Below are 21623 nucleotides of genomic sequence, written 5' to 3' on the forward strand. Positions count from 1 at the left end.
CGGTCGGTTCTGTTTCCAAATAAAAACCCCAGCGCACCGCAAAGCGTGTACCGGCTGACCAGATGGACAGACACGGTGCATCTTCTGCGGTACTCTGGGGTAAAGCCCTCCAAAGGCGGTATGCCTTTATCGGTCACAATCCTCACGAGCACACAAACGATTGATGTGTAGGATCAGATATAATATTTCCTCTTCGGAAAGAGATTTTTTCAGCTGTTGTTCGATCAGGGCGGCTACCTTGACCGAGCAGGAATAAATGGAGGGATACTCTTTTTTCATGGATTCAAAGATATCCCGATTCTGGGTGTCGATCATGGCGTCATCCAAGGTACGCTTCATCATGTAGTGCATGTGGGTGACGAACCGGTAGTAGTTGAAACTGTCACGATCCACCGTCACCTGCAGTTCCTGTTCAATAATACCCGTAGCCTGCTCAATGATGGAACCATAGTCGATGTCCGGTGTGGTTTCCGCCTGTGCCTTGTAGTTGACAAAATGTAGAGCGATGGCGGCGGCTTCCTCCTGAGGAAGGGCGATATCCAGCCGCTTTTTCAGGATGTTCAATGCCTGTTTTCCGATCTCGGATTCTTTGGGATAAAGCTGGCGCACCTCGTAAAAGAGCGGCAGCTTGATGTTGATGTTTTTGCGGTAGCGCTGAACGGAAAAATCAATGTGATCTGCCAGCGTGAACACCACGTTCTCCCGGAACTGGTTGTCCATCTTCTCGTTGGCAAGGTCTACGATCTCGGCGGCGGCTTCCAGCACATTTTCCGGGATGCGGTTGAGCACGGCCAACTGTTCCTCGTCCACATCGTAAAAGGTGCGGTCGATTTTGGAAAGTGGTACATCATAGGGTGGCTTTGTGAAACCAATGCCTTTCCCGAAGGCTACAACCTCGTTGTTGCGGCTGTCCAGACAAAGGGAGATGTTGTTATTGATGTTTTTAATGACCTTCATCTTCCCACAACCCCCATAGAAAGAAAAAAACCGAAAGTTCACCCCTATCTGCAATGGATAAGGGAAAGCCTCCGGAGAGTAACAAACCTTACTTGATTGACCACGCTCAGTATAGCAAACCGGATCGGTTTTCGTCAATCGGCAAAGGGCACAAGAATTTTACAGTATTTTCAGACAGGATGTGCAAGGACTGGGATACAAAAAGCCCCTGCCAATGGCAGAGGCTCTTGCACTTTATGCAATTTTATTTTCCCGCCAGAAGAATGGCCAGCACGGCTTTCTGCACATGCAGGCGGTTCTCGGCTTCATCAAAGATCTCCGGTGCGTGCTGCTCGAACACCGCCGAGGAGATCTCCTCGCCCCGGTGGGCGGGCAGGCAGTGCAGCACCATGACGTCGGGCTTGGCGCTTTCCAGCAGCTTGCCGGTGAGCTGGTAGCCCACGAAATCCCGCAGGCGCTGCTCACTTTCCGGCGTGCCGGGCTGGGCGGTGTTCCACACGGCCGTTGCCACCACATCGGCATCCTGAATGCCCTCGGCAGGGTCTGCGGTCAGGTGGAAGGCGCTGCCGTACTTGTGGGCGAACATCAGCACATCCGCCGCCGGGCGGTAGCTCTGCGGGCAGACGCAGGTGACCTGCATCCCGGCCAGCAGTCCGCCCACGATGAGGCTGTTTGCCATGCTGCTGCCGTCGCCGACAAAGCAGAGCTTCCGGCCCGCAAGGCTGCCCCGGCGCTCCCGAATGGTCATCAGGTCAGCCAGCACCTGACAGGGATGGGCGTAATCCGTCAGGCCGTTGATCACCGGCACACCGGCCAGCTCGGCAAACTCTTCCAGATCGCTCTGGCGGTAGGTGCGCCACACCACGCAGTCGTAGTAGCGGCCCAGCACCCGGGCGGTGTCCTTGAGAGGCTCGCCGCGCCCGGCCTGCAGCTCGGCGGTGTTCATGTAGTTGCCCAGACCGCCCAGCTGGTACACACCCACCTCAAAGCTGGTACGGGTGCGGGTGGACGCCTTGGAGAACATCAGAGCCACCGTTTTGCCCGCCAGCAGCGGGGCCGTGCCGCCCAGCTTCTGCTGTGCCTTGAGCTGGTCGGCCACATCCAGAATGTGGGTCAGCTCGGCAGGGGAGAGGTCGCTCATTTTCAGCAGATTTTTCATGCCTGCTCCTTCGGAGCCGTCGGCTCCATTTTGCTCAGCACATCGCCCAGGATCTCCAGCGCCATGTCCACATCGTGCTCGCTGAGGGTCAGCGGCGGCAGCAGGCGCAGGCGGGTCTTGGCCGTCAGCACCAGCAGGCCCGCTTCGCGGCAGGCGGCCAGCACATCGGCGGCCTTGAGGTCGTAGAACTCGATGCCCACCATCAGGCCGATGCCGGAAATGCTCTTGACATGGGGCAGCTTTGCGATGCCTGCGCGCAGCTGGACAGCGCGCTCGTTGACATTGGCAAGGAAGCTCTGGTCCATGCGGTCCACCACCACATTGGCACCGGCGCAGACCACCGGGTTGCCGCCGAAGGTGGAGCCGTGGGTGCCAGGACCCATGCCTGCGGCCACCTTTTCGTTCATCAGCACCGCGCCGATGGGCAGGCCGCCGCCCAGGCCCTTGGCCAGCGTGACCACGTCCGGCTTGAGGTTGTAGTGCTCGCAGCACAGGAAGGTGCCGGTGCGGCCCACGCCGGTCTGCACCTCGTCCACGATGAGCACAAGGTCTTTTTCGTCACAGAGCTTGCGCACGGCCTGCACATAGTCCGGGTCCAGCGCCATCACGCCGCCCTCGCCCTGAATGAGTTCCAGCATCACGGCGCAGGTGTTGCGGTCCACCAGCTCCTGCAGCGCTTCCATATCGCCTGCCGGAGCATACAGGAAGCCCTCGTTGAAGGGGCCGAAGTAGTTGTGGAACACCTCCTGACCGGTGGCGGTCAGGGTGGCGATGGTGCGGCCGTGGAAGCTGTTCACCAGCGTGATGACCGTGGTGCGGTCCTTGCCGTAGTGGTCCACGCTGTACTTACGGGCAGCCTTGATGGCGCCCTCGTTGGCCTCAGCACCGGAGTTTCCGAAGAAAACCTTGCTCATGCCGGTGCGCTTGCACAGCTTTTTGGCCAGCTTGCCGCAGGGGGCCGTGTAGTAGAGGTTGGAGGAGTGCTGCAGCTTATGGGCCTGCTCGGAAACGGCTTCGGCCCAGTCCAGATCACAGTAGCCCAGACTGTTGACACCGATGCCGCTGGTAAAATCCAGATACTGCTGGCCTTCGGGCCCGATGGCGCGCAGACCGTGGCCTTTTTCCAGCACGATAGGGTTGCGGTTATAGGTGTGCAGGACGTATTCGCCGTCCCGCTTGATGACCTTTTCAGAATCCATAGGTGTACCTCCTACTGACGATAAAAGCCCTCTCAGGCGCTGACGCGCCAGAAAATGCTGGCAAAGGCTTGAGAGGGTCATTTTTCTTATTATACCGCCTGCGCGGCACCTGCGCAATGCTTATTCGCGGTGGCTGCGGCGGTAGAAGCGGGTGCCGGAGCCGCGGTTGGAGAACAGCTCCAGCAGGATGGAGTGGGGCACCCGGCCATCGATGATGACCGCCTCGTGCACGCCCTGATAGATGGCGTCGGCCATGCCGCCGATCTTGGGGATCATGCCGCCCGCAATGACACCGGCGGACTTGTAGCCCTCGATCTCGGACACCTCCACCTCGGGGATGAGGGTGCTTTCGTCGTCCTTATCCCGCAGCAGGCCCGCGATATCGGTCATGGACACCAGCTTCTCAGCCTTGAGCGCAATGGCGATCTGCGCAGCGGCAGTGTCCGCATTCACGTTGTAGGCCTGACCCAGATCGTCCATGCCCACCGTGGCAATGACCGGGATGTAGCCGCCATCCAGCAGGCTGCCGATCAGGGTGGCGTCCACATGCACGATCTCGCCCACATGGCCCAGCTGGGGGTCCAGCTCGGTGCAGCGCAGCATCTGACCGTCCATGCCGCACAGGCCCACGCCGCGGCCGCGCAGCTTTGCCACCAGATCCTTGTTCACCTTACCGGCCAGCACCTGCTGCACGATCTCCATGGTGGCGTCGTCGGTCACCCGCAGACCGTTTGCGAAATGGCTTTCCACACCCACCTTTTTCAGCATCTCATTGATGGCCGGGCCGCCGCCGTGCACCAGCACGACGCGCACACCCAGCAGGGTGAGGGTGACCAGATCGTTCATGACGGCATTTTTCAGTTCTTCGTTGATCATGGCATTGCCGCCGTATTTCACGACCATGGTCTTTCCGTGATACTTCTGGATATAGGGTGTCGCCTCAGAGAAAAGGCGCGCCATTTCTTCGTTTTTCATATACTTTCTGTTGCTCCTTGCCGTTAGCAGCCTTGCCCTCTCCGTCATCGCTTGCGCGATGCCACATTCCCCACTCTGTCGCTATTGCGACATCTCTCCCCGGCCGGGGAGAGTCTTTCCTCAAAGTGGGAGGCTTTGGCAGTTCCCGCAGCGTTCACGGTTTTGCCAAAGGCTCTCCCTTCGGGAGAGCTGGCGCGCAGCGCCTGAGAGGGTTATCAGGTGCGGTAATCGCCGTTGATCTTGACGTAATCGTAGGTCAGATCGCAGCCCCATGCCTTGGCGGATGCATCGCCGGTGCCCATGTCCACCTTGACCAGGATATCATGCTCGGCCAGCACCTTGGCGGCCTCCTCCTCGCTGTAGGGGTGGTAGGCGGCGTTCTCGCACACATACACCTCGCCCGCCTTGCTGGAAAGCCGCACGCAGACCTTATCAATGGAGAAATCGCCGGGGGTGTAGCCGATGGCGCACAGGATGCGGCCCCAGTTGGCATCGCGGCCAAACACCGCTGCCTTGAACAGGTTGGAGCACACCACGCTGCGGCTGACGGCACGGGCGGTCTTCAGGTCGGGGGCATGGGTCACTTCGCAGGTGATGAGGTGGGTGGCACCCTCGCCGTCACCGGCGTGCTCGGCGCACATGTGCTCTGCAATGGCAGTCAGCGCCGCCACAAAGGCGTGGTAGTCCGCGTTCTCCTCGCAGATCTCCGGGTTGCCTGCAAGGCCGGAAGCCATGATGATGAGGGTATCGTTGGTGGAGGTGTCCAGATCCACGCTCATCTGGTTGTAGGTGCCGGGCACCACGGTCTTGAGGGCCTTTTCCAGCAGGATGGGGGAGACCGCCGCATCGGTGGTGTAGAATGCCAGCATCGTGGCCATATTGGGGGCGATCATGCCGCTGCCCTTGCCAATGGCACCCACGGTGCACACCTTGCCGCCCAGCTCGAACTGGATGGCGTATTCCTTTTTGTGGGTGTCGGTGGTCATGATGGCGGTGGCGGCATCGGCGCTGCCCTGCTCGTCCGCAGCCAGCTTTGCGGCGGCGGCGGGAATGCCCCGGGCAAAGGGGTCGATGACCATGGGCTGACCGATGACGCCGGTGGAGGCGGGCAGCACGTCCTGCGGATCGATGCCCAGCTCCTTGCCTACCAGCTCGCAGCATTCTTCGGCCAGAGCCACGCCGTTGGCGGCGCAGGTGTTGGCGTTGCCGCTGTTCACAAGGATCGCCTGTGCATAGCCGTCCTTCAGGTGGGCACGGTCCACCTTGATGGGTGCGCCGCAGACCTTGTTGGTGGTGTACACACCGGCGGCGGCGCAGCGCACGTCCGCTTTGATGAGTGCCAGATCGTATTTTTCTGCATGGTTTGCGCGGATGCCGCAGTGCACGCCAGCCGCTGCAAAGCCCTTGGGCGCGCAGATGCCGCCCGCAACTTCTTGATACTGCATAATGATCTTCCTTTCCCACAAAGAAATACTCCCTCAGTCACGGCATTCGCCGTGCCAGCTCCCTCATGGAGGGAGCCTTTGCGTAACCGTCAACTGCAAAAGCCTCCCTCTTTGAGGGAGGTGGATGCGAACACCGTGAGCAGACGAAGGGAGTTTTTTATTCCAGCCCTTCGGTCTCTTCCAGACCCAGCATCAGGTTCATGCACTGGACGGCGGCACCGGAGGAGCCCTTGCCCAGATTATCGAACACAGACACCAGCATCATCTGGTCGCCGGCGGCGTTCACGGTCAGATACAGCTCCATGCGGTCGGTACCGGCCATGGCGTTCGAGTACAGGCCGTTCTCCGGCAGGGTCTCGTTCAGCCCGTGCACCTTGACGGTGGCGGCGTCCTTATAGTACCCGGCAATGCCTGCAGCCACCTGTTCGGCGGTGGTGCCCGCCAGCGTCAGGTCCAGCGGCACCAGCACCTGCATGCCGCAGTAGTAGTCACACACCACCGGCACGAACATGGGGGTGTGGGCAAGGCCGCTGATCTTCTGCATCTCGGGCAGATGCTTATGGGCAAGGCCCAGACCGTAGCTCTTGGGCGCATCCAGCTTGCTGTGCGCCGGGCGGTCGGGGCTCTCGTACTCGGCGATCATCTTTTTGCCGCCGCCGGAGTAGCCGGAGATGCCGGTGCAGCTGAAGGGATACTCTGCCGGGACAAGGCCCAGCTCCACCAGCGGGCGGGCAATGCTGATAAAGCCGCTGGCATAGCAGCCGGGCACTGCCACGCGGCAGGAATTTTTAATTTTTTCCTTCTGGCCCGCCAGCTCCGGGAAACCGTAGTCCCATGCGGCATCGGTGCGGAAGGCGGTGGAGGTGTCCAGCACCTTCACGTCCGGGCGCAGCAGGGGCATGACCTCTTTGGATGCCGCATCCGGCAGGCAGAGGAAGGCGAGGTCGGCGGAGTTGATGACCTTCGCCCGCTCGTTCACATCCTTGCGGCCCTCGGCGGAAATGGACAGCAGCTCGATCTCCGGGCGTGCAGCCAGCCGGTCGGCAATGCGCAGGCCGGTGGTGCCGGAAGAGCCATCAATAAAAACTTTCACGCTCATGCGTTATTCGCCTCCCAGGCATTCAGCTGTGCAGCGGCCAGCTCGATCTGGTTCTTCACGCTGGCTTCGCTGGGGCCGCCGTAGCTGGTGCGGCCCTCACAGCATCTGACCAGATCGATGGCCTCGTAGATATCCTTTTCAAACAGGCTGCTGTAGCCCTTGAACTCGTCAAGGGTCAGCTCTTCCAGAGTCTTGTCCTTTGCGATGCAGTCCGACACCATGCAGCCGGTGAGCTTGTAGGCATCCCGGAAAGGCATTCCCTTCTTGGTGAGGTAGTCGGCGCAGTCGGTGGCGTTGATGAAGCCCTTGGCGGCGGCGCGGCGCATGTTGGCCGGCAGGGTCTTCATGGTGTCCAGCATGGGGGTCACGGTCTTGAGGCACAGCTCAAGGGTGTCCACTGCGTCAAAGATGGCTTCCTTGTCCTCCTGCATGTCCTTGTTGTAGGCCAGAGGAATGCCCTTCATCATCACCAGCAGGGTGTTCAGGTCGCCGTAGACGCGGCCGGTCTTGCCGCGGATCAGCTCGGTGACGTCGGGGTTCTTCTTCTGGGGCATGATGGAGGAGCCGGTGGTAAAGGCATCGTCCAGCTCAATGAACTTGAACTCCCAGCTGCACCACAGGATGATCTCCTCGGAAAGACGGGACAGGTGCATCATGCAGATGGAGATGGCATTGGCCAGCTCGATGCAGAAATCACGGTCGGACACGCCGTCCAGACTGTTGGCGCAGGGAGCCGCAAAGCCCAGCTTTTCGGCGGTGAACTGGCGGTCCAGCGGGTAGGTGGTACCGGCCAGCGCGCCGGAGCCCAGCGGGCACTGGCTGTCCATGCGGGCGGTAGCGTCCTCGAAGCGCTGCAGATCCCGCAGCAGCATGGAGGCGTAGGCCATCAGGGCGTGGCCAAAGGTGATGGGCTGGGCGCGCTGCAGATGGGTGTAGCCGGGCATGACGGCGGTGGTGTTCTCACCGGCCTTTTTGCAGATGACCTTGATGAGCTCCACAATGTAGGCCTGCAGGGTGTGGCTGTAGTCCCGCAGGGTCAGACGGATATCCAGCGCCACCTGATCGTTGCGGCTGCGGCCGGTGTGCAGCCGCTTGCCGGCGTCGCCGATGCGGGCGGTGAGGGTCTGCTCCACAAAGGTGTGCACATCCTCGGCATTGGGGTCGATCTCCAGCCTGCCGGCTGCCAGATCGTCGGCGATGGATGCCAGACCGTTGAGGATGTCCTCACAGTCCTTTTCGGAGATGATGCCCTGCTTTGCCAGCATGGCGGCATGGACGCCGCTGCCGCGCATATCCTGCGCGATCATGCGCTGGTCGAACCGGATGGAGGAGTTGAAGTCGTTCACGCGGGAATCCACGGCCTTGGAAAAACGGCCCTTCCAGAGTTGTTCTGCCATAGTTTTATCCTTTACTTTATGTCCAAACCCTCTCAGTCAAACCCGTCAGGGTTTGACTGAGAGGGTTGTCAATTTCTTCTAAAAACGGCAAAGCCGCCGCAGGGGAAAACGCTCCTGCGGCGGTGCCGCCGGCAACGATGCCGGTTGGATGAAACTTCCGTGTGAAAGTGTGAAAACACACGAAAGGGAAAATGTTACAGCCGATTACTTGACCTCCGGCCAGTTCTTGGACAGCTTTGCGTGCTCCTTGATGGACAGGCCGAACAGGTTGATGAAGCCTGTTGCATCAGCCTGATTGTAGTCCTCGTCCTCACCGAAGGAAGCGGTCTGCTCGTCGTACAGGGTGTAGGGAGAGGTGACGCCGGCGTTGATCATGTTGCCCTTGTAGAGCTTGAGCTTCACATCGCCGGTGACGGTCTTTTCCAGACTGTCGGCAAAGGCGTCCAGAGCCTCGCGCAGCGGGGTGAACCACTGGCCGTTGTAGACGATATCGGCATACTTCTGGGCCAGCTGAGCCTTGAAGTGAGAGCTTTCCTTATCCAGAGTGATGGTCTCCAGAACATTGATGGCCTTGTACAGGATGGCACCGCCGGGGGTCTCATACACACCGCGGCTCTTCATGCCCACCAGACGGTTCTCCACGATATCCAGCAGGCCGATGCCGTTCTCGCCGCCCAGCTTGTTCAGGTGCTCCACCAGCTCCACAGCGCCCATCTCCTTGCCGTCCACGGCGGTGGGGATGCCCTTTTCAAAGTGGATGGTCACATAGGTAGGAACATCGGGAGCCTGCTCGGGGCTGACGCCCAGCTCCAGGAAACCGGGCTTGTTGTACTGGGGCTCGTTGGCGGGGCTCTCCAGATCCAGACCCTCGTGGCTCAGGTGCCACAGGTTCTTATCCTTGGAGTAGTTGGTCTCGCGGTTGATCTTCAGGGGGATGTGGTGAGCCTCGGCGTAGTCGATCTCCTCGTCACGGCTCTTGATATCCCACTCACGCCACGGAGCAATGATGGCCATATCCGGGCACAGGGCCTTGAGGGTCAGCTCAAAACGCACCTGATCGTTGCCCTTGCCGGTGCAGCCGTGGCAGATGGCGTCTGCGCCTTCCTTGATGGCGATATCGGCCAGAGCCTTGGCAATGCAGGGACGTGCAAAGCTGGTGCCCAGCAGGTAGTCCTCGTACTTTGCGCCGAACTTCAGGGTGGGGAAGATGTAGTTCTCCACAAAGTCCTTCTTCAGGTCCAGCACGTACAGCTTGGAAGCGCCGGTAGCCTTGGCCTTTTCTTCCAGACCGTCCAGCTCGGTGCCCTGACCCACGTCACCGGAGACGGCGACGACCTCGCAGTTGTTGTAGTTTTCCTTCAGCCAGGGAATGATGATGGAGGTATCCAGACCGCCGGAGTATGCCAGAACAACTTTTTTGATGTTTTCCTTTTTCATGATGATTGCTCCTTTTAAAAATACACTTTTGTTTTCTGATGCGTACTTTCCCTTCGCATCCTCTTCCGTTACGTTTCGGTTGATGCTTTTATTATACGCCGCGCGGCTTTTTCGTCAATGCCGAAAACCGCCAAACCTTACACGGATTTGACCTCTGTTTTGGTTCAATTTGTATCTTTATGCGTTATTTGCAGAATATATTCACATTTTATGCATTTGCGCAGTATATATTCGGGGCACATGCAGCCTGTCCGGAGGCATGTGCGGACTACAGCACACGGAAAGAATTCACACCGCAAAAACAAAACGCCCGGGACCCTTTTGTGAGCCGTCTGGCCCTGAAAGAGTCCCGGGTGTTGTTTTGTCTTTATGCGCCGGAAAAGGGCCCGCCTGCCGCGCTCCACGCGCGGCACAGCAGCTCCTTTTGCGCCTTGGGCAGCTTTTTGAGCGCAGCTTCCCGCCGCAGGGCGCTGCGCTTGTCCGCACAGCGCTCCACGTAGGCAAAGGCCGCTGCACCTCTGGCCCGGGTGTAGCGGGCCCCTCTGCCGCTTTTGTGGGCCTGCAGGCGGGCGGCGGGGGCGTTGGTCCAGCCGGTGTACAGCTGGCCGCCGGTACAACGCACCATGTACACGAAGGCGGGCTTTGGCCGGGCCGGATGCTCAGATGCGGCCATTGTTCTTTAACACCTGACGGCAGGCCGCAAGGGCGGTCTCCTTATCCTTGGCCGTGATGAGGAAGCGGCTGGCATGGCAGAAGCTGATGCCCGGGATGCCGCTCTTCTGCTCAATGACCTCCTGCGGCTGACCGGCCCAGCTCTGAGGAAAGGGGAGCTTGGGGCGCTTGGTCTTGTGGTCGGTGACGCACTGGGCGCTCCAGCCGCCGCGCTGGCTGGGGTAGACCACGAACAGCGCATCCGTTTTGTACAGGCCGTTTTTCCACGGCAGGTAGCAGGGCAGCACCACGATGCCGTCCCGGGAGTTCTGATAGGCCTGCTGCACCTTTTCGTCGGCGCGGTTCACGGCGTTGGCGCTGGCGATCTGGTTTTCCAGAATCTGCTTTGCCACGGCCACGGCCTTGAAAAAGCAGGCGTCCTGATCCTCCCTGGAGTCCCACACCGGGTTAAAAAAGCCGATGGCATCACACAGGCTGTTCTGCTCGCCGGTGTTGTCGTTGAGGTCCAGCGGCTGGATAAAGTTCTCGTCGATGAGCCGGGCCTGCCGCTCGCCCACAAGGCCGGGGCCCAGCACCCGCCACAGCAGACCGAAAGCCGCGTAGGGCACACCGTTTGCGCGGTACTCCCGGGGCTCCTGATGATGGTCGAACATGCCATAGCCCACATCGTACACGATGCCGTCAAAGCCGTCCGGCACCACAAAGCCGCGGGTGATCTTGATATCCGGGCGCAGGATCTGCAGCAGCGCAGTGGCAAACACATCGTCGGCGTGGAACTTGCCGGCATGGGTAAAGCCGTTTGCAGGAATTTTCATAGATGTACCTCGTTCCCAATAAAATCTCTGGCAACAGTATACCACACTTTGCCAAAAGGGACAACGAAAAGCCCCGGGGCGGCAGATGCCGTTCCGGGGCTGAGGATCTATGCAGTCAGTGCATTTGTTTTACTTTTTCTTTGCGGTGCGGGCGGGCTTGGCGGCAGGCTTGCTCTCGGCCTTTTGGGCCGGGGCGGTCTCCGGCTCGCCCAGAGCCAGAATGCTGCTCAACTCCTTCTGCACAGCGGCGTTGTTGTCGTCGGTGACGGCCAGCACATCGGAGTAGAACTGCTCCATGCCCTCGCGGGTGGAGAAGGTGGCAACGTACATCTGGTTGCCCATGGCGCCGCTCAGCGCGTCCGGCATGCGGTCCACCATGCGCATATTCTGCTGGTACTTCTGCATGATCTGCTCGTGGCTGTACACAAAGTGCTTGCCGTCGCGGCGGCCTGCAAACGGGCAGTAGAAGTGCTCGCCCACCGGCATATCGGTGCCGCCAAAGGCGATCATGTCCGCCCAGATCTTGTAAACGTTGGTGGAGCGGGCAAAGTTGATCATATCCGGGGTGAAGCCGCCGCAGGGGCGCATGTTGACTTCCAGTGCCACGATCTGGCCCTTTTTGCCCATGCCGGCCTGATCCTCGGTCATGCGGAAGAACTCAAAGTGGATGAAGCGGCTCCGGACGCCAAAGCTCTTGACGGCGGCACGGCCTGCGGCGCGGGTGTCCTCGGGCAGGTCCTTGATGATGTAATAGATGGAGTTGTCGTTGTCGTTGACGATATCCATGATGGACATGGGGCTCACGTTGCCGGCCTCAAAGATGGGGTTGCCGTTGGCATCGATGATGGCATCGTAGCTGTTCACCTCGGCCCGGACGAACTCCTCCATGATGTACTCCACATCCGGGTGATGGGCCGTCTTCTGCACGAGGAACTTTTTCAGGTCCTCGTCGCTGGACAGCTTGTGGGTATCGGATGCGCCCACGCCGTTATCCGGCTTTACCACCACCGGGTAGCCCACCTCTTCGATGAACTTCCGGCAGCCCTCGTAATCGTCCACCATGTGGTAGCGTGCGGTGGCAATGCCGGCCTTCTTGTAATACTCCTTCATCTTGCTCTTGTACTTGATGCGGGGCATATCATCGGTCTGGAAGCCGGAGGTGATATGGAAATCGGTGCGCAGGGCTGCGTCCCGCTCCAGCCAGTATTCATTGTTGGACTCCAGCCAGTCGATGCGGCCATACTTGAAGGCAAAAAAGGCCACGGCGCGGTAGACCTCGTCGTAGTTTTCCAGACTGCCCACCTTGTAGTACTCGTTCAGACTGTCCTTCAGCTCCGGCTTCAGCTCATCGTAGGGCTGGTCGCCGATGCCCAGCACGTTCATCCCGTTGTTTTTCAGCTCATGGCAGAACTGCCAGTAGTTGGTGGGGAAGTTGGGCGAAATAAAAATGAAATTCTGCATGGTTTTACGATTCCTCTTTCCTCTATAAGAAAACCCTCTCAGTCAACGCTTACAGCGTTGCCAGCTCCCCCGAAGGGGGAGCTTATTTGCTGCAAACCGTCAGATGCATCAAAGCTCACTCTTCGGGAGAGCTGGCGCGTCAGCGCCTGAGAGGGTTTGTTTTACTGCTGTCCCAGAATATACGGCATGTAATATGCAGTCTGTTTATACCACCAGTTCCAGTCGTGGTTGACATCGTGGCCCCACAGGTCCACCCAGATGGGGATGTTCTTGGCCTCGAAGATGCGCTTGAGGAACCATGTGGTGTCCGGCCGCTCCCAGTCGCCCTGACCACAGCAGATGACCGCCTTCTGGCTGCGGTACAGCTGCATGTAGGGGTGATCCTCCGGGAAGTTCTTCATGTAGTCCACGGGCGAGTTCATGTACACCAGCTCGTCCATATAATTGCCGAAGCCGTAGTGGGCCGTGTAGATGCCGCTGAGGGCCAGACAGCCGCAGAACACATCCGGGCGGCGCAGGTACAGGTTGACCGCATGGGTGGCACCCAGACTGCAGCCAAAGGCAATGACGCCGGGCAGGTCGTCCCAGCCGTTGCGCTCCTTGGCCAGATACTGGATCTTGGGCACAGCCTCCTCCACGATGTAGCGCAGCCACTGCTCATAGCGGCGGATGCGCCAATAGGGGTCGCCCTGCGTGTCGGACCATGTCTCCTTGTCCATGGTATCGATGGAGAGGACCATGATCTGCCCGGACTCGATCCACGGGGCAAGGGTATCGTTCATGTGGAAGTTCTCAAAATCGAAGAAGCGGCCATCCTGACAGGGGATGTACAGCATCGGGCGGCCTGCGTGGCCGTAGATCTTGCACTCCATGTCACGGCCCAGAGCCGGGCTGTAATCCTTGAAATACTGCATTTCCATGGTGTTTCCTCCTTTGGTTTTGTTGTGCAATGGTGTCGGTAGACAAAGGCTTCCCCCGGTCGGGGGAAGCTGTCACCGAAGGTGACTGATGAGGGCGCAGGCGTGCAGCACCTTGCGGGGAATTACCCCTCATCCGGCGCTACGCGCCACCTGCTCCCCCTTTTGTCGCTATGCGACATTTTCCCCCGGTGCGGGGGAAATCTGTCCCCAAGGGGTGAAGGCTTTTGTACCCCTTTTACAGCGGGCAATTACACCCTTTTTACTCCTCCACCTCATACATCAGGGTGTGGAACATAAAGGGCAGCTGCTTTTCCCAGCTGGCTTCGCTGTGGGTGCCGCCGGGCACGATGCGGCTGGTGAGGTGGATGCCCCGGGTCAGTACCTTGCTGCACATCTCGGCAAAGCCGCGGCGCATGCCCTCGTGGTTGCCCATCTCGCGGGAGCCGTAGTCCATGTACAGCACGGTGCCGGGGGCCAGATTTGCCCGGCCCACAAGGCCGGAGAGCTTTTCCGGCGAGACCCAGATGGACGGCGACAGCGCCGCCGCACGGCTGAAGACCTCATTGTACTGCAGCAGGGCGTACAGGCTCATCAGGCCGCCCATGCTGCTGCCGCCAATGAAGGTGTGTTCCCGGTCGGGCAGGGTGCGGAAATTGTGATCGATGAAGGGCTTGAACCGGTGGATGTACCAGCTCATGGTGGCCTGCCCCTTGCCGTCGAAGTGGCCGAACTGCGGGTCATCGAACCGGTAGGGCGAATACTCCACCAGCCGCTCGTTGTTGGCCCCGGCATTGCATTCCACCGCCGCCACGATCAGCGGGGTGTCGGTATAGTCCAGATAATCGGCCACGCCCCAGCTCTTGCCAAAGGTGGCGTCCTCGTCAAAAAAGACGTTCTGGCCGTCGAACATATACAGCACCGGATACCTGCGGTCCGGCTCGGCTTCATACATCGTAGGCAGATAGACATAAACTCTGCGCTGCTCGGTGCCATTGACGGCAGGGTAGCTCACGCTCCATTTTTTAACCATGGGTCCATTCCTCTCAATCTTTCCTGCACATGGCCTGCCGCAATGCAGGCCGCTGTTCTGTTTTCAGTTTAGCACTGCAGGGCACAGAAAGCAATTGCGCCGGGAAATTTTGGAGGTTTGCCGATGAAGAACCCTCTCAGGCTCACTTCGTTCGCCAGCTCCCCGAGGGGGGAGCTTTTTTCTGCTTGGCCGCCAGATGCGTAAAAGCTCGCCCTTCGGGAGAGCTGTCAGCGCCGTCAGGCGCCGACTGAGAGGGGGCAATATACGGCAAACGCCGCCGAGCGGAGGCCTGGCGGCGTTTGCTGCTATTCTGAATAAAAGGTTCTCTCCGGAGAATCGGGATCAGTTCTTTTTCTCCACCGGCACGATCCAGCCCTTGGTGTCGGGGAGCTTGCCCCACTGCATACCGGTCATGGTGTCGTACAGCTTCTGGGTGACAGGGCCGATCTTGCCGTCGCCGATGTAGGCGTGCTCGCCCTTCCAGACCAGCTCCTTGACGGGGGAGACGACAGCGGCGGTGCCGGTGCCGAACACCTCTTCCAGCTTGCCTTCGCGGGCAGCAGCCATGATGTCGGCAATGGCGATCTTGCCTTCTACCACCTCATAGCCCCAGTCCTTCAGCAGCTCGATGCAGCTGCGGCGGGTGACGCCGGGCAGAACGGTGCCGACGGTAGCAGCGGTGTACACCTTGCCGTCGATCTTGAACATGATGTTCATGCTGCCGACTTCCTCGACGTACTTCTTTTCCACGCCGTCCAGCCACAGCACCTGTGCGTAGCCCTGCTCCTCGGCCAGCTCGCCGGCCTTGATGGAAGCAGCGTAGTTGCCGCCGCACTTGGTGAAGCCGGTCAGGCCGGGAGCGGCACGGATGTACTCGTCTTCCACGTAGATGCGCACGGGGTTGATGCCCTCGGCATAGTAAGCACCCGAGGGAGCGCAGATGATGCAGAAGATGTAGTGCTTGGAAGCGTGCACGCCCAGACCCACATCATTGGCAAAGATGAAGGGACGGATGTACAGGGAAGCACCGTCGGAATGGGGCACCCAGTCACGGTCCACATCCACCAGCGTCTCAACGGCCTGAATGTAGTCTTCCACAGGGATCTTGGGGATGCACAGACGGTCGGCAGAGTCCTGGAAACGCTTTGCGTTGCAGTCCGGGCGGAACAGCTGGACGGTATCGTCGGCAGTGCGGTATGCCTTCATGCCCTCAAAGATCTCCTGAGCGTAGTGGAACACGACGGTAGCCGGGTCCAGCTCAAAGGGGCCGTAGGGGACGATGCGGGCATCGTGCCAGCCTTCGCCCTCGGTGTAATCCATCACGAACATATGGTCGGTAAACTTCTTGCCAAAACCCAGATTGCTCTCGTCAGGCTTTGCCTTCGGAGCAGTGGTACGGGTGATCTTGATATCCAACATGATTTATTTTCCCTCTTTCCTGATCTCGGGCGCAGCGAGTGAAAACGCGCCCGCAAACACCGAATGTTGTTTTCTATTATAGTATTATGAAATCGTTTTACAAGGAAACGAAAAATCTTTCATCTTTCCCCCTGTTAAGTTGCGCGGAATTGCCCGCTTTTCTATGTGCAATCTGCCCAAAATATGATACAATGAGGGCATAAGCCGGATCTTACAGGCTCAGAAAGGAGCTTTTTGCACAATGATAAAAGGTGTTATTTTTGATATGGACGGGCTGATGTTCGACACCGAGCGCATCTGGGCCACCCTGTGGCGGCCCGCGCTGGCCACGCTGGGCCTTTCTTATAAGGAAGGGCTGGACGACGCCGTCCGGGGCACGGCAGGCGACTCCATGCGGGCGGTGCTGCGCCGCTTCTTTGGCCCGGACTGCGATACCGACGCCATCATAGAGGCGCTGCACCAGCAGGCAGAGACGGCGTTTCAGACACCGCCGCCCAAAAAGCCGGGGCTGGATGAGCTGATCGCCTATCTGGAAGCGCAGCACATCCCCATGGTGGTGGCTTCCTCCAGCCGGATGGCGTCCATCCTGCGGCACCTCAACAACTGGCACATGACCGATCACTTCAAGGCCCTTATTTCCGGCGAGCAGTTCTCCACGTCCAAGCCCGACCCGGAGATCTTCCTCACAGCGGCCAAGGCGCTGGGCACCGTCCCGGCTGAAACGCTGGTGCTGGAGGACAGCTACAACGGCGTGCGGGCCGGTGCCCGGGGCGGCTTTGTCACCGTGATGGTGCCGGACCTTGCCCCCGCCGATGACGAAATGCGCAGCCGGTACACCGCCGAGTGCAGGGATCTGTTCGAGGTAAAGAAGCTGCTGGAAGCAGGGAAGCTGTAACGGCGTTTCCCCGCCGTTTTCCGGCACAGCTTGCACCCAAAACATGTCGGCCATGTAAAACTGATATCAGCCGGGCCGCAAAAATGTACTATAATGGGAGAGCAAAAAAATGGGAGAGCAAAAAAAGAAGGTGCAAGCATGAAACCAAAACATCGCGGACAAATGTCCGAATCTTTTCTTACAGCCGTATTCCTGTCGCTGTCCGGCGGCCTGCAGGACGCCTACACCTACCTGTTCCGCGGCAAGGTATTTGCCAACGCGCAGACCGGCAACATCGTGCTGCTCAGTTCCAACCTGATGGATGGGAACTGGGAGCGGGTGCTGCATTATCTGGTGCCCCTGTGCGCCTTTGCGCTGGGCGTGCTGACCGCCGAAAAGATGCAGGAGCACTTCCGGAACATGCAGCGGCTCCACTGGCGGCAGCTGGTGGTGCTGGGCGAGGTGCTGCTGCTGTTCCTTGTGGGCTTTCTGCCGCAGGAGCAGAACCTGCTGGCCAACGCCATCGTCTCCTTTTCCTGCGCCATGCAGGTGCAGGCGTTCCGCAAGGTGAACGGCTACGCCTTTGCCAGCACCATGTGCATCGGCGACCTGCGCAGCGGCGTGGAGGCCCTGTGTGTCTGGAGCCGCACCCGCGAACCCAAGGCCAAAGACCGGATGCTGCGCTATTTTGGCATCATTCTGCTGTTTGCTCTGGGCTCCGGCATTGGCAGCAAGAGCTGCGTCTGGCTTGGCGGCAGGGCCATCTGGATCTCCTGCGGGCTGCTGCTGGTCAGCTTTGCGCTGATGTTCATTCGTGAGGATCTGGAAGAGAACCCGGTGATCGAAAAAGACCTTGCCGAGATCCGGCAGGAGACCCGGGAGATCGACCACGCCCTCCGGCAGGAGCTGCAGGAACAGCAGCAGGAATTAAGGGAGAGCGCTGCGCCGCACCACAGATGATCTCTCTGAATTTTTTGTTTTACGCCTGAGCGCATTCTGCGCAGGGGGCAGCTGCATCGTATCTGTTGCAGCTGTCCCCTCTTTTTATGTAAAAATCATATTGTCGCCATGTGCAGGATACTTTTTACACATCCTTTGTCTGCTCGTATAATAAGCACTGCAATCGAACGTTGCAAGAGGGAATCGAATGTATATCAAGTAGTTTTGTGAACGGAGGCAGTTCCTATGTCTGAGATCAAAAAGGTCGTGCTGGCCTACTCCGGCGGTCTGGATACTTCCATTATCATCCCGTGGCTGAAAGAGCACTACAACAACTGCGAGGTCATTGCCGTGTGCGGCAATGTGGGCCAGAAGGGTGAGCTGGAAGGCTTGGAGGAGCGCGCCAAGGCAAGCGGCGCATCCAAGCTGTACATCGAAGACCTGACCGACGAATTTGTGGAGGATTACGTCATCCCCACCATGCAGGCCGGAGCCGATTACGAGGGCTATCTGCTGGGCACCAGCTTTGCCCGCCCCATTCTGGCAAAGCGGGTGGTGGAGATCGCCCGCGCCGAGGGTGCGGATGCGGTCTGCCACGGCAGCACCGGCAAGGGCAACGATCAGGTGCGCTTTGAGCTGGCTATCATGCACTTTGCACCCGACCTGAAGATCATCACCCCGTGGCGTGAGTGGGACATCCAGAGCCGCGATGAGGAGATCGACTACGCCGAGGCCCATCACATCCCGCTGAAGATCAGCCGCGAGACCAACTACTCCAAGGACAAGAACCTGTGGCACCTGAGCCATGAGGGCCTTGATCTGGAAGACCCGGGCAATGAGCCCCAGTACGAAAAGCCCGGCTTCCTTGAGCTGGGCGTCAGCCCCAAGACCGCCCCGGACAAGTCCGAGTTCGTGGAGCTGGAATTTGAACAGGGCGTGCCGGTGGCCCTGAACGGCGAGAAGCTGAAGCCCGCCGCCATCATCGCAAAGCTGAACGAGATCGGCGGACGCAATGGCGTCGGCCTGTACGACGTGGTGGAAAACCGTCTGGTGGGCATGAAGAGCCGCGGCGTCTACGAGACCCCCGGCGGCACCATCCTGTACAAGGCCCACGAGGTGCTGGAGACCCTGACGCTGGACAAGCTCACCGCCCACAAGAAGCGCGAGCTGGCCATCACCTTTGGTGAGCTGGTCTACGACGGCCAGTGGTTCAGCCCCCTGCGCAAGGCCCTGAGTGCCTTCGTCACCTCCACCCAGGAGCATGTCACCGGCAAGGTGCGTCTGGAACTGTACAAGGGCAACCTCATCAATGCAGGGGTCTGGTCGCCCTACTCCCTCTACCGGGAGGACATCGCCACCTTTGCCGCCGGCGGCGACTACAAGCAGAGCGATGCCACCGGCTTCATCAGCATCTATGGTCTGCCCACTAAGGTACAGGCTATTGTAAACAACGAAAAAGAAGGTAAATAAAGAGTTATGCTTACCGCAGTTACTGGTATCAATTGGGGCGATGAGGGCAAGGGCCGTGTCATCGACCTGTTAGCCGAAAACGCCGATGTAGTGGCCCGCTATCAGGGCGGCAACAACGCCGGCCACACAGTCGTCACGGAGCAGGGCAAGTTCATCCTGAACCTGCTGCCCTCCGGCATCCTGCACCCGGACGTGACTTGTGTGCTGGGCGCAGGCATGGTGATCGATCTGGACCATCTGGCCGGGGAGATGGACGCCATCGAGCAGCGCGGCATCCGGGTCGGCCCCGAAAACCTCAAGCTCTCGGATAAGGCCACCATTTCCATGCCGTGGCACAAGGTACAGGACGGGCTGGAAGAAGACCGCCTTGCCCGAAAGGGCACCGCTTTCGGCTCCACCCGTCGCGGCATCGCTTACGCCTACAGCGACAAGTACCGCAAAAAGACCCTGCGTCTGGGGGATCTGCTGCACCTGAACGAAAAGCGGGTGCAGGACCGTCTGCACATGATTTTGGAATCCAAGAATCTGGAGCTGGCAGGCTGTTATCATCAGGAGCCCATGAGCTATGACGCCCTGCTGGAATGGTGCCGGATGCAGGCGGGACAGTTCTCTCCCTACATCTGTGATGCAGGCGCATTCCTGCAGCAGGCCCACGACAGCGGCAAGCGCATCGTGCTGGAAGCGCAGCTGGGTGCCATGCGGGATATCGATTACGGCATCTTCCCCTTCACTTCCAGCTCCAACACGCTGGCCGCCTATGCGCCGCTGGGTGCAGGCATCCCCAATTGCAAGCTGGATCACGTGGTAGGTGTGCTGAAGGCCTACTCCACCTGTGTGGGTGCAGGCCCCTTTGCCGCCGAGAATGCCATGAGCGAAAGCTGGAACGAGCAGCTACGCAAGGCAGGCGGCGAATACGGTGCCGCCACCGGCCGTCCCCGCCGGGTAGGCCCCTTTGACTGTGTGGCCAGCCGCTACGGTCTGGCCTGTCAGGGCGCGGACAAGATCGCCCTCACCAAGCTGGATGTGCTCAGCAGCATGAAAGAGATCCCGGTGATCACCGGTTACACATTGGATGGCGTGCAAGTCCCCAGCTTCGACCCGCTGTCCGATCTGGACCGGGTGGAGCCCGTCGTCACCATGCTGCCCGGCTGGCAGAAGGACATCTCCGGCTGCAAGAGCTGGGATGAGCTGCCCAAAGAGGCCAAGGCTTACGTGGAATTTCTGGAAAAGCAGCTGGGTCATGAGATCCAGTTCGTTTCCACCGGTGCCGAGCGCGAGAAGTTCGTGCTGAAAGGAGAATGGCTGTGAGACACTTCATTGAGCCCAACAGCTTTTCTCTGGAAGAGCAGCTGGCCCTTCTGGATCTTGCCGACCGGATGGAAGCCGACCCGGCACCCTATGCCCACCTGTGCGATGGGCGCATTCTGGCCACCCTGTTCTATGAGCCTTCCACCCGCACCCGCCTTTCGTTTGAGTCGGCCATGCTGCGGCTGGGCGGCAAGACGCTGGGCTTTGCAGGGGCCCAGCTGTCCAGTGCCAGCAAGGGCGAGACCGTTGCCGACACCGCCCGCGTTGTGAGCAACTATGCCGACATCATTGCCATGCGTCACCCCAAAGAGGGTGCGCCGCTGCGTGCATCCATGTATGCACGCGTGCCTGTCATCAATGCAGGAGATGGCGGACACGCCCACCCCAGCCAGACCATGATCGACCTGATGACCATTCGCCAGCGCAGGGGGCGGCTGGATCATCTGACCATCGGCTTCTGCGGCGACCTCAAATTCGGGCGCACGGTCCACTCCCTGACCGCTGCCCTGAGCCAGTTTGAGGGCAACCGGTTCGTGTTCATCTCGCCGGAAGATCTGCGCCTGCCGCAGTATGTGAAGAATGAATCGCTGGAGCCGACCCATCAGATCTATAAGGAAACGGCTGACCTTGAAGCCGAGCTGCCGCATCTGGATGTGCTGTACATGACTCGTATCCAGCAGGAGCGCTTTTTCAACGAGGAAGAATACCTGCGCCTGAAAGGCTGCTACCAGCTGGACGAAGCGCTGCTGCAGAAGGCACCGCAGGATATGCCGGTGCTGCATCCGCTGCCCCGCATCGATGAGATCAAGCTGGATGTGGACAACGACCCCCGCGCCGCCTACTTCGATCAGGTGCACGACGGCGTTTACATCCGCATGGCGATCATTCTGGCCCTGCTGGGCATCCCCGACCCGCTGACCGGGAAAAAAGTCCTGCAGCGCTGAGCCTCACTCTCCTGAAAACGATCATGCCCGCCCACCGTGGAAAACCCACAGTGGGCGGGCATTTTGCGTTTGATCCAGATACCGGTCCATCCACTCGGCACGG

General features: G+C 59.6%; 19 protein-coding genes. 5 read left to right on the top strand and 14 right to left on the bottom strand.

From position 1 onward, the window contains the following. Nucleotides 1-126 precede the first annotated feature (126 nt). The 14 genes from ACNSPV_RS05555 to ACNSPV_RS05620 form a co-directional block, all read right to left on the bottom strand. Nucleotides 127-957, bottom strand: coding sequence for a PRD domain-containing protein (locus tag ACNSPV_RS05555; protein ID WP_348584264.1), 831 nt, complete (start codon nt 955-957; stop codon nt 127-129). A 244-nt stretch (nt 958-1201) separates the two neighbouring features. Then, nucleotides 1202-2116, bottom strand: coding sequence for an ornithine carbamoyltransferase (argF, locus tag ACNSPV_RS05560; RefSeq protein WP_348584263.1), 915 nt, complete (start codon nt 2114-2116; stop codon nt 1202-1204). Continuing rightward, complete coding sequence (locus ACNSPV_RS05565; RefSeq protein WP_339394503.1) at nt 2113-3315, bottom strand: aspartate aminotransferase family protein; 1203 nt, start codon at nt 3313-3315, stop codon at nt 2113-2115. Before ACNSPV_RS05565 ends, argF begins: the two co-directional genes overlap by 4 nt. 120 nt (nt 3316-3435) lie before the next feature. Then, nucleotides 3436-4290: an acetylglutamate kinase gene (gene argB, locus ACNSPV_RS05570; RefSeq protein WP_249237720.1), complete on the bottom strand. Its 855-nt coding sequence runs from the start codon at nt 4288-4290 to the stop codon at nt 3436-3438. 215 nt (nt 4291-4505) lie between these two features. Next, a complete protein-coding gene (gene argJ, locus ACNSPV_RS05575; protein WP_339394501.1) occupies nt 4506-5735 on the bottom strand; it encodes a bifunctional glutamate N-acetyltransferase/amino-acid acetyltransferase ArgJ in 1230 nt (409 codons plus the stop codon). 157 nt (nt 5736-5892) lie between these two features. Continuing rightward, a complete protein-coding gene (gene argC, locus ACNSPV_RS05580; protein ID WP_348584260.1) occupies nt 5893-6834 on the bottom strand; it encodes an N-acetyl-gamma-glutamyl-phosphate reductase in 942 nt (313 codons plus the stop codon). Further along, nucleotides 6831-8231, bottom strand: a complete 1401-nt coding sequence (gene argH, locus ACNSPV_RS05585; RefSeq protein WP_249237717.1) for an argininosuccinate lyase — start codon at nt 8229-8231, stop codon at nt 6831-6833. The genes argC and argH overlap by 4 nt, the downstream gene beginning before the upstream one ends. A 204-nt stretch (nt 8232-8435) precedes the next feature. Continuing rightward, nucleotides 8436-9668, bottom strand: a complete 1233-nt coding sequence (locus ACNSPV_RS05590; RefSeq protein ID WP_348584259.1) for an argininosuccinate synthase — start codon at nt 9666-9668, stop codon at nt 8436-8438. A gap of 367 nt (nt 9669-10035) precedes the next feature. Then, complete coding sequence (locus ACNSPV_RS05595; RefSeq protein ID WP_348584258.1) at nt 10036-10341, bottom strand: GIY-YIG nuclease family protein; 306 nt, start codon at nt 10339-10341, stop codon at nt 10036-10038. Continuing rightward, a complete protein-coding gene (locus tag ACNSPV_RS05600; protein ID WP_348584257.1) occupies nt 10328-11155 on the bottom strand; it encodes an MYG1 family protein in 828 nt (275 codons plus the stop codon). The genes ACNSPV_RS05595 and ACNSPV_RS05600 overlap by 14 nt, the downstream gene beginning before the upstream one ends. Nucleotides 11156-11284: 129 nt before the next feature. Continuing rightward, nucleotides 11285-12616, bottom strand: coding sequence for a carbamoylphosphate synthase large subunit (locus tag ACNSPV_RS05605; protein ID WP_348584255.1), 1332 nt, complete (start codon nt 12614-12616; stop codon nt 11285-11287). Nucleotides 12617-12777: 161 nt separating this feature from the next. Next, the gene (locus tag ACNSPV_RS05610; protein WP_339394495.1) at nt 12778-13536 is read right to left on the bottom strand and encodes an esterase family protein; all 759 of its coding nucleotides are present in this window, start codon (nt 13534-13536) and stop codon (nt 12778-12780) included. Nucleotides 13537-13795: 259 nt separating this feature from the next. Beyond that, on the bottom strand, nt 13796-14566 hold the full coding sequence (locus ACNSPV_RS05615; RefSeq protein ID WP_348584254.1) for an alpha/beta hydrolase: 771 nt from the start codon (nt 14564-14566) through the stop codon (nt 13796-13798). Between the two features lie 342 nt (nt 14567-14908). After that, nucleotides 14909-15985, bottom strand: coding sequence for a branched-chain amino acid aminotransferase (locus tag ACNSPV_RS05620; protein WP_339394493.1), 1077 nt, complete (start codon nt 15983-15985; stop codon nt 14909-14911). Between the two features lie 241 nt (nt 15986-16226). On the opposite strand from ACNSPV_RS05620, the gene ACNSPV_RS05625 reads away from it, so the two are divergent. The 5 genes from ACNSPV_RS05625 to pyrB all read left to right on the top strand — a co-directional run bounded on the left by ACNSPV_RS05625 (nt 16227) and on the right by pyrB (nt 21520). Further along, entirely contained in the window at nt 16227-16880 is a 654-nt protein-coding gene (locus ACNSPV_RS05625) for an HAD family phosphatase (RefSeq protein ID WP_348584253.1), read from the top strand. 138 nt (nt 16881-17018) lie between these two features. Then, nucleotides 17019-17819, top strand: a complete 801-nt coding sequence (locus ACNSPV_RS05630; RefSeq protein ID WP_348584252.1) for a YoaK family protein — start codon at nt 17019-17021, stop codon at nt 17817-17819. Nucleotides 17820-18044: 225 nt separating this feature from the next. Beyond that, nucleotides 18045-19268 carry an argininosuccinate synthase gene (locus ACNSPV_RS05635; protein ID WP_348584250.1) on the top strand — a complete coding sequence of 408 codons (1224 nt, stop codon included), beginning with the start codon at nt 18045-18047 and terminating at the stop codon, nt 19266-19268. A gap of 6 nt (nt 19269-19274) precedes the next feature. Continuing rightward, nucleotides 19275-20576 (top strand): adenylosuccinate synthase, encoded by a 1302-nt coding sequence (locus ACNSPV_RS05640; RefSeq protein ID WP_348584249.1) that lies wholly within the window; start codon nt 19275-19277, stop codon nt 20574-20576. Then, nucleotides 20573-21520, top strand: coding sequence for an aspartate carbamoyltransferase (gene pyrB / locus ACNSPV_RS05645; protein WP_418268258.1), 948 nt, complete (start codon nt 20573-20575; stop codon nt 21518-21520). Before ACNSPV_RS05640 ends, pyrB begins: the two co-directional genes overlap by 4 nt. Nucleotides 21521-21623: the final 103 nt, after the last annotated feature.

Source organism: Faecalibacterium sp. 3, assembly GCF_048323735.1.
In the GTDB taxonomy this organism is placed as follows: Bacteria; Bacillota; Clostridia; order Oscillospirales; family Ruminococcaceae; genus Faecalibacterium; species Faecalibacterium wellingii.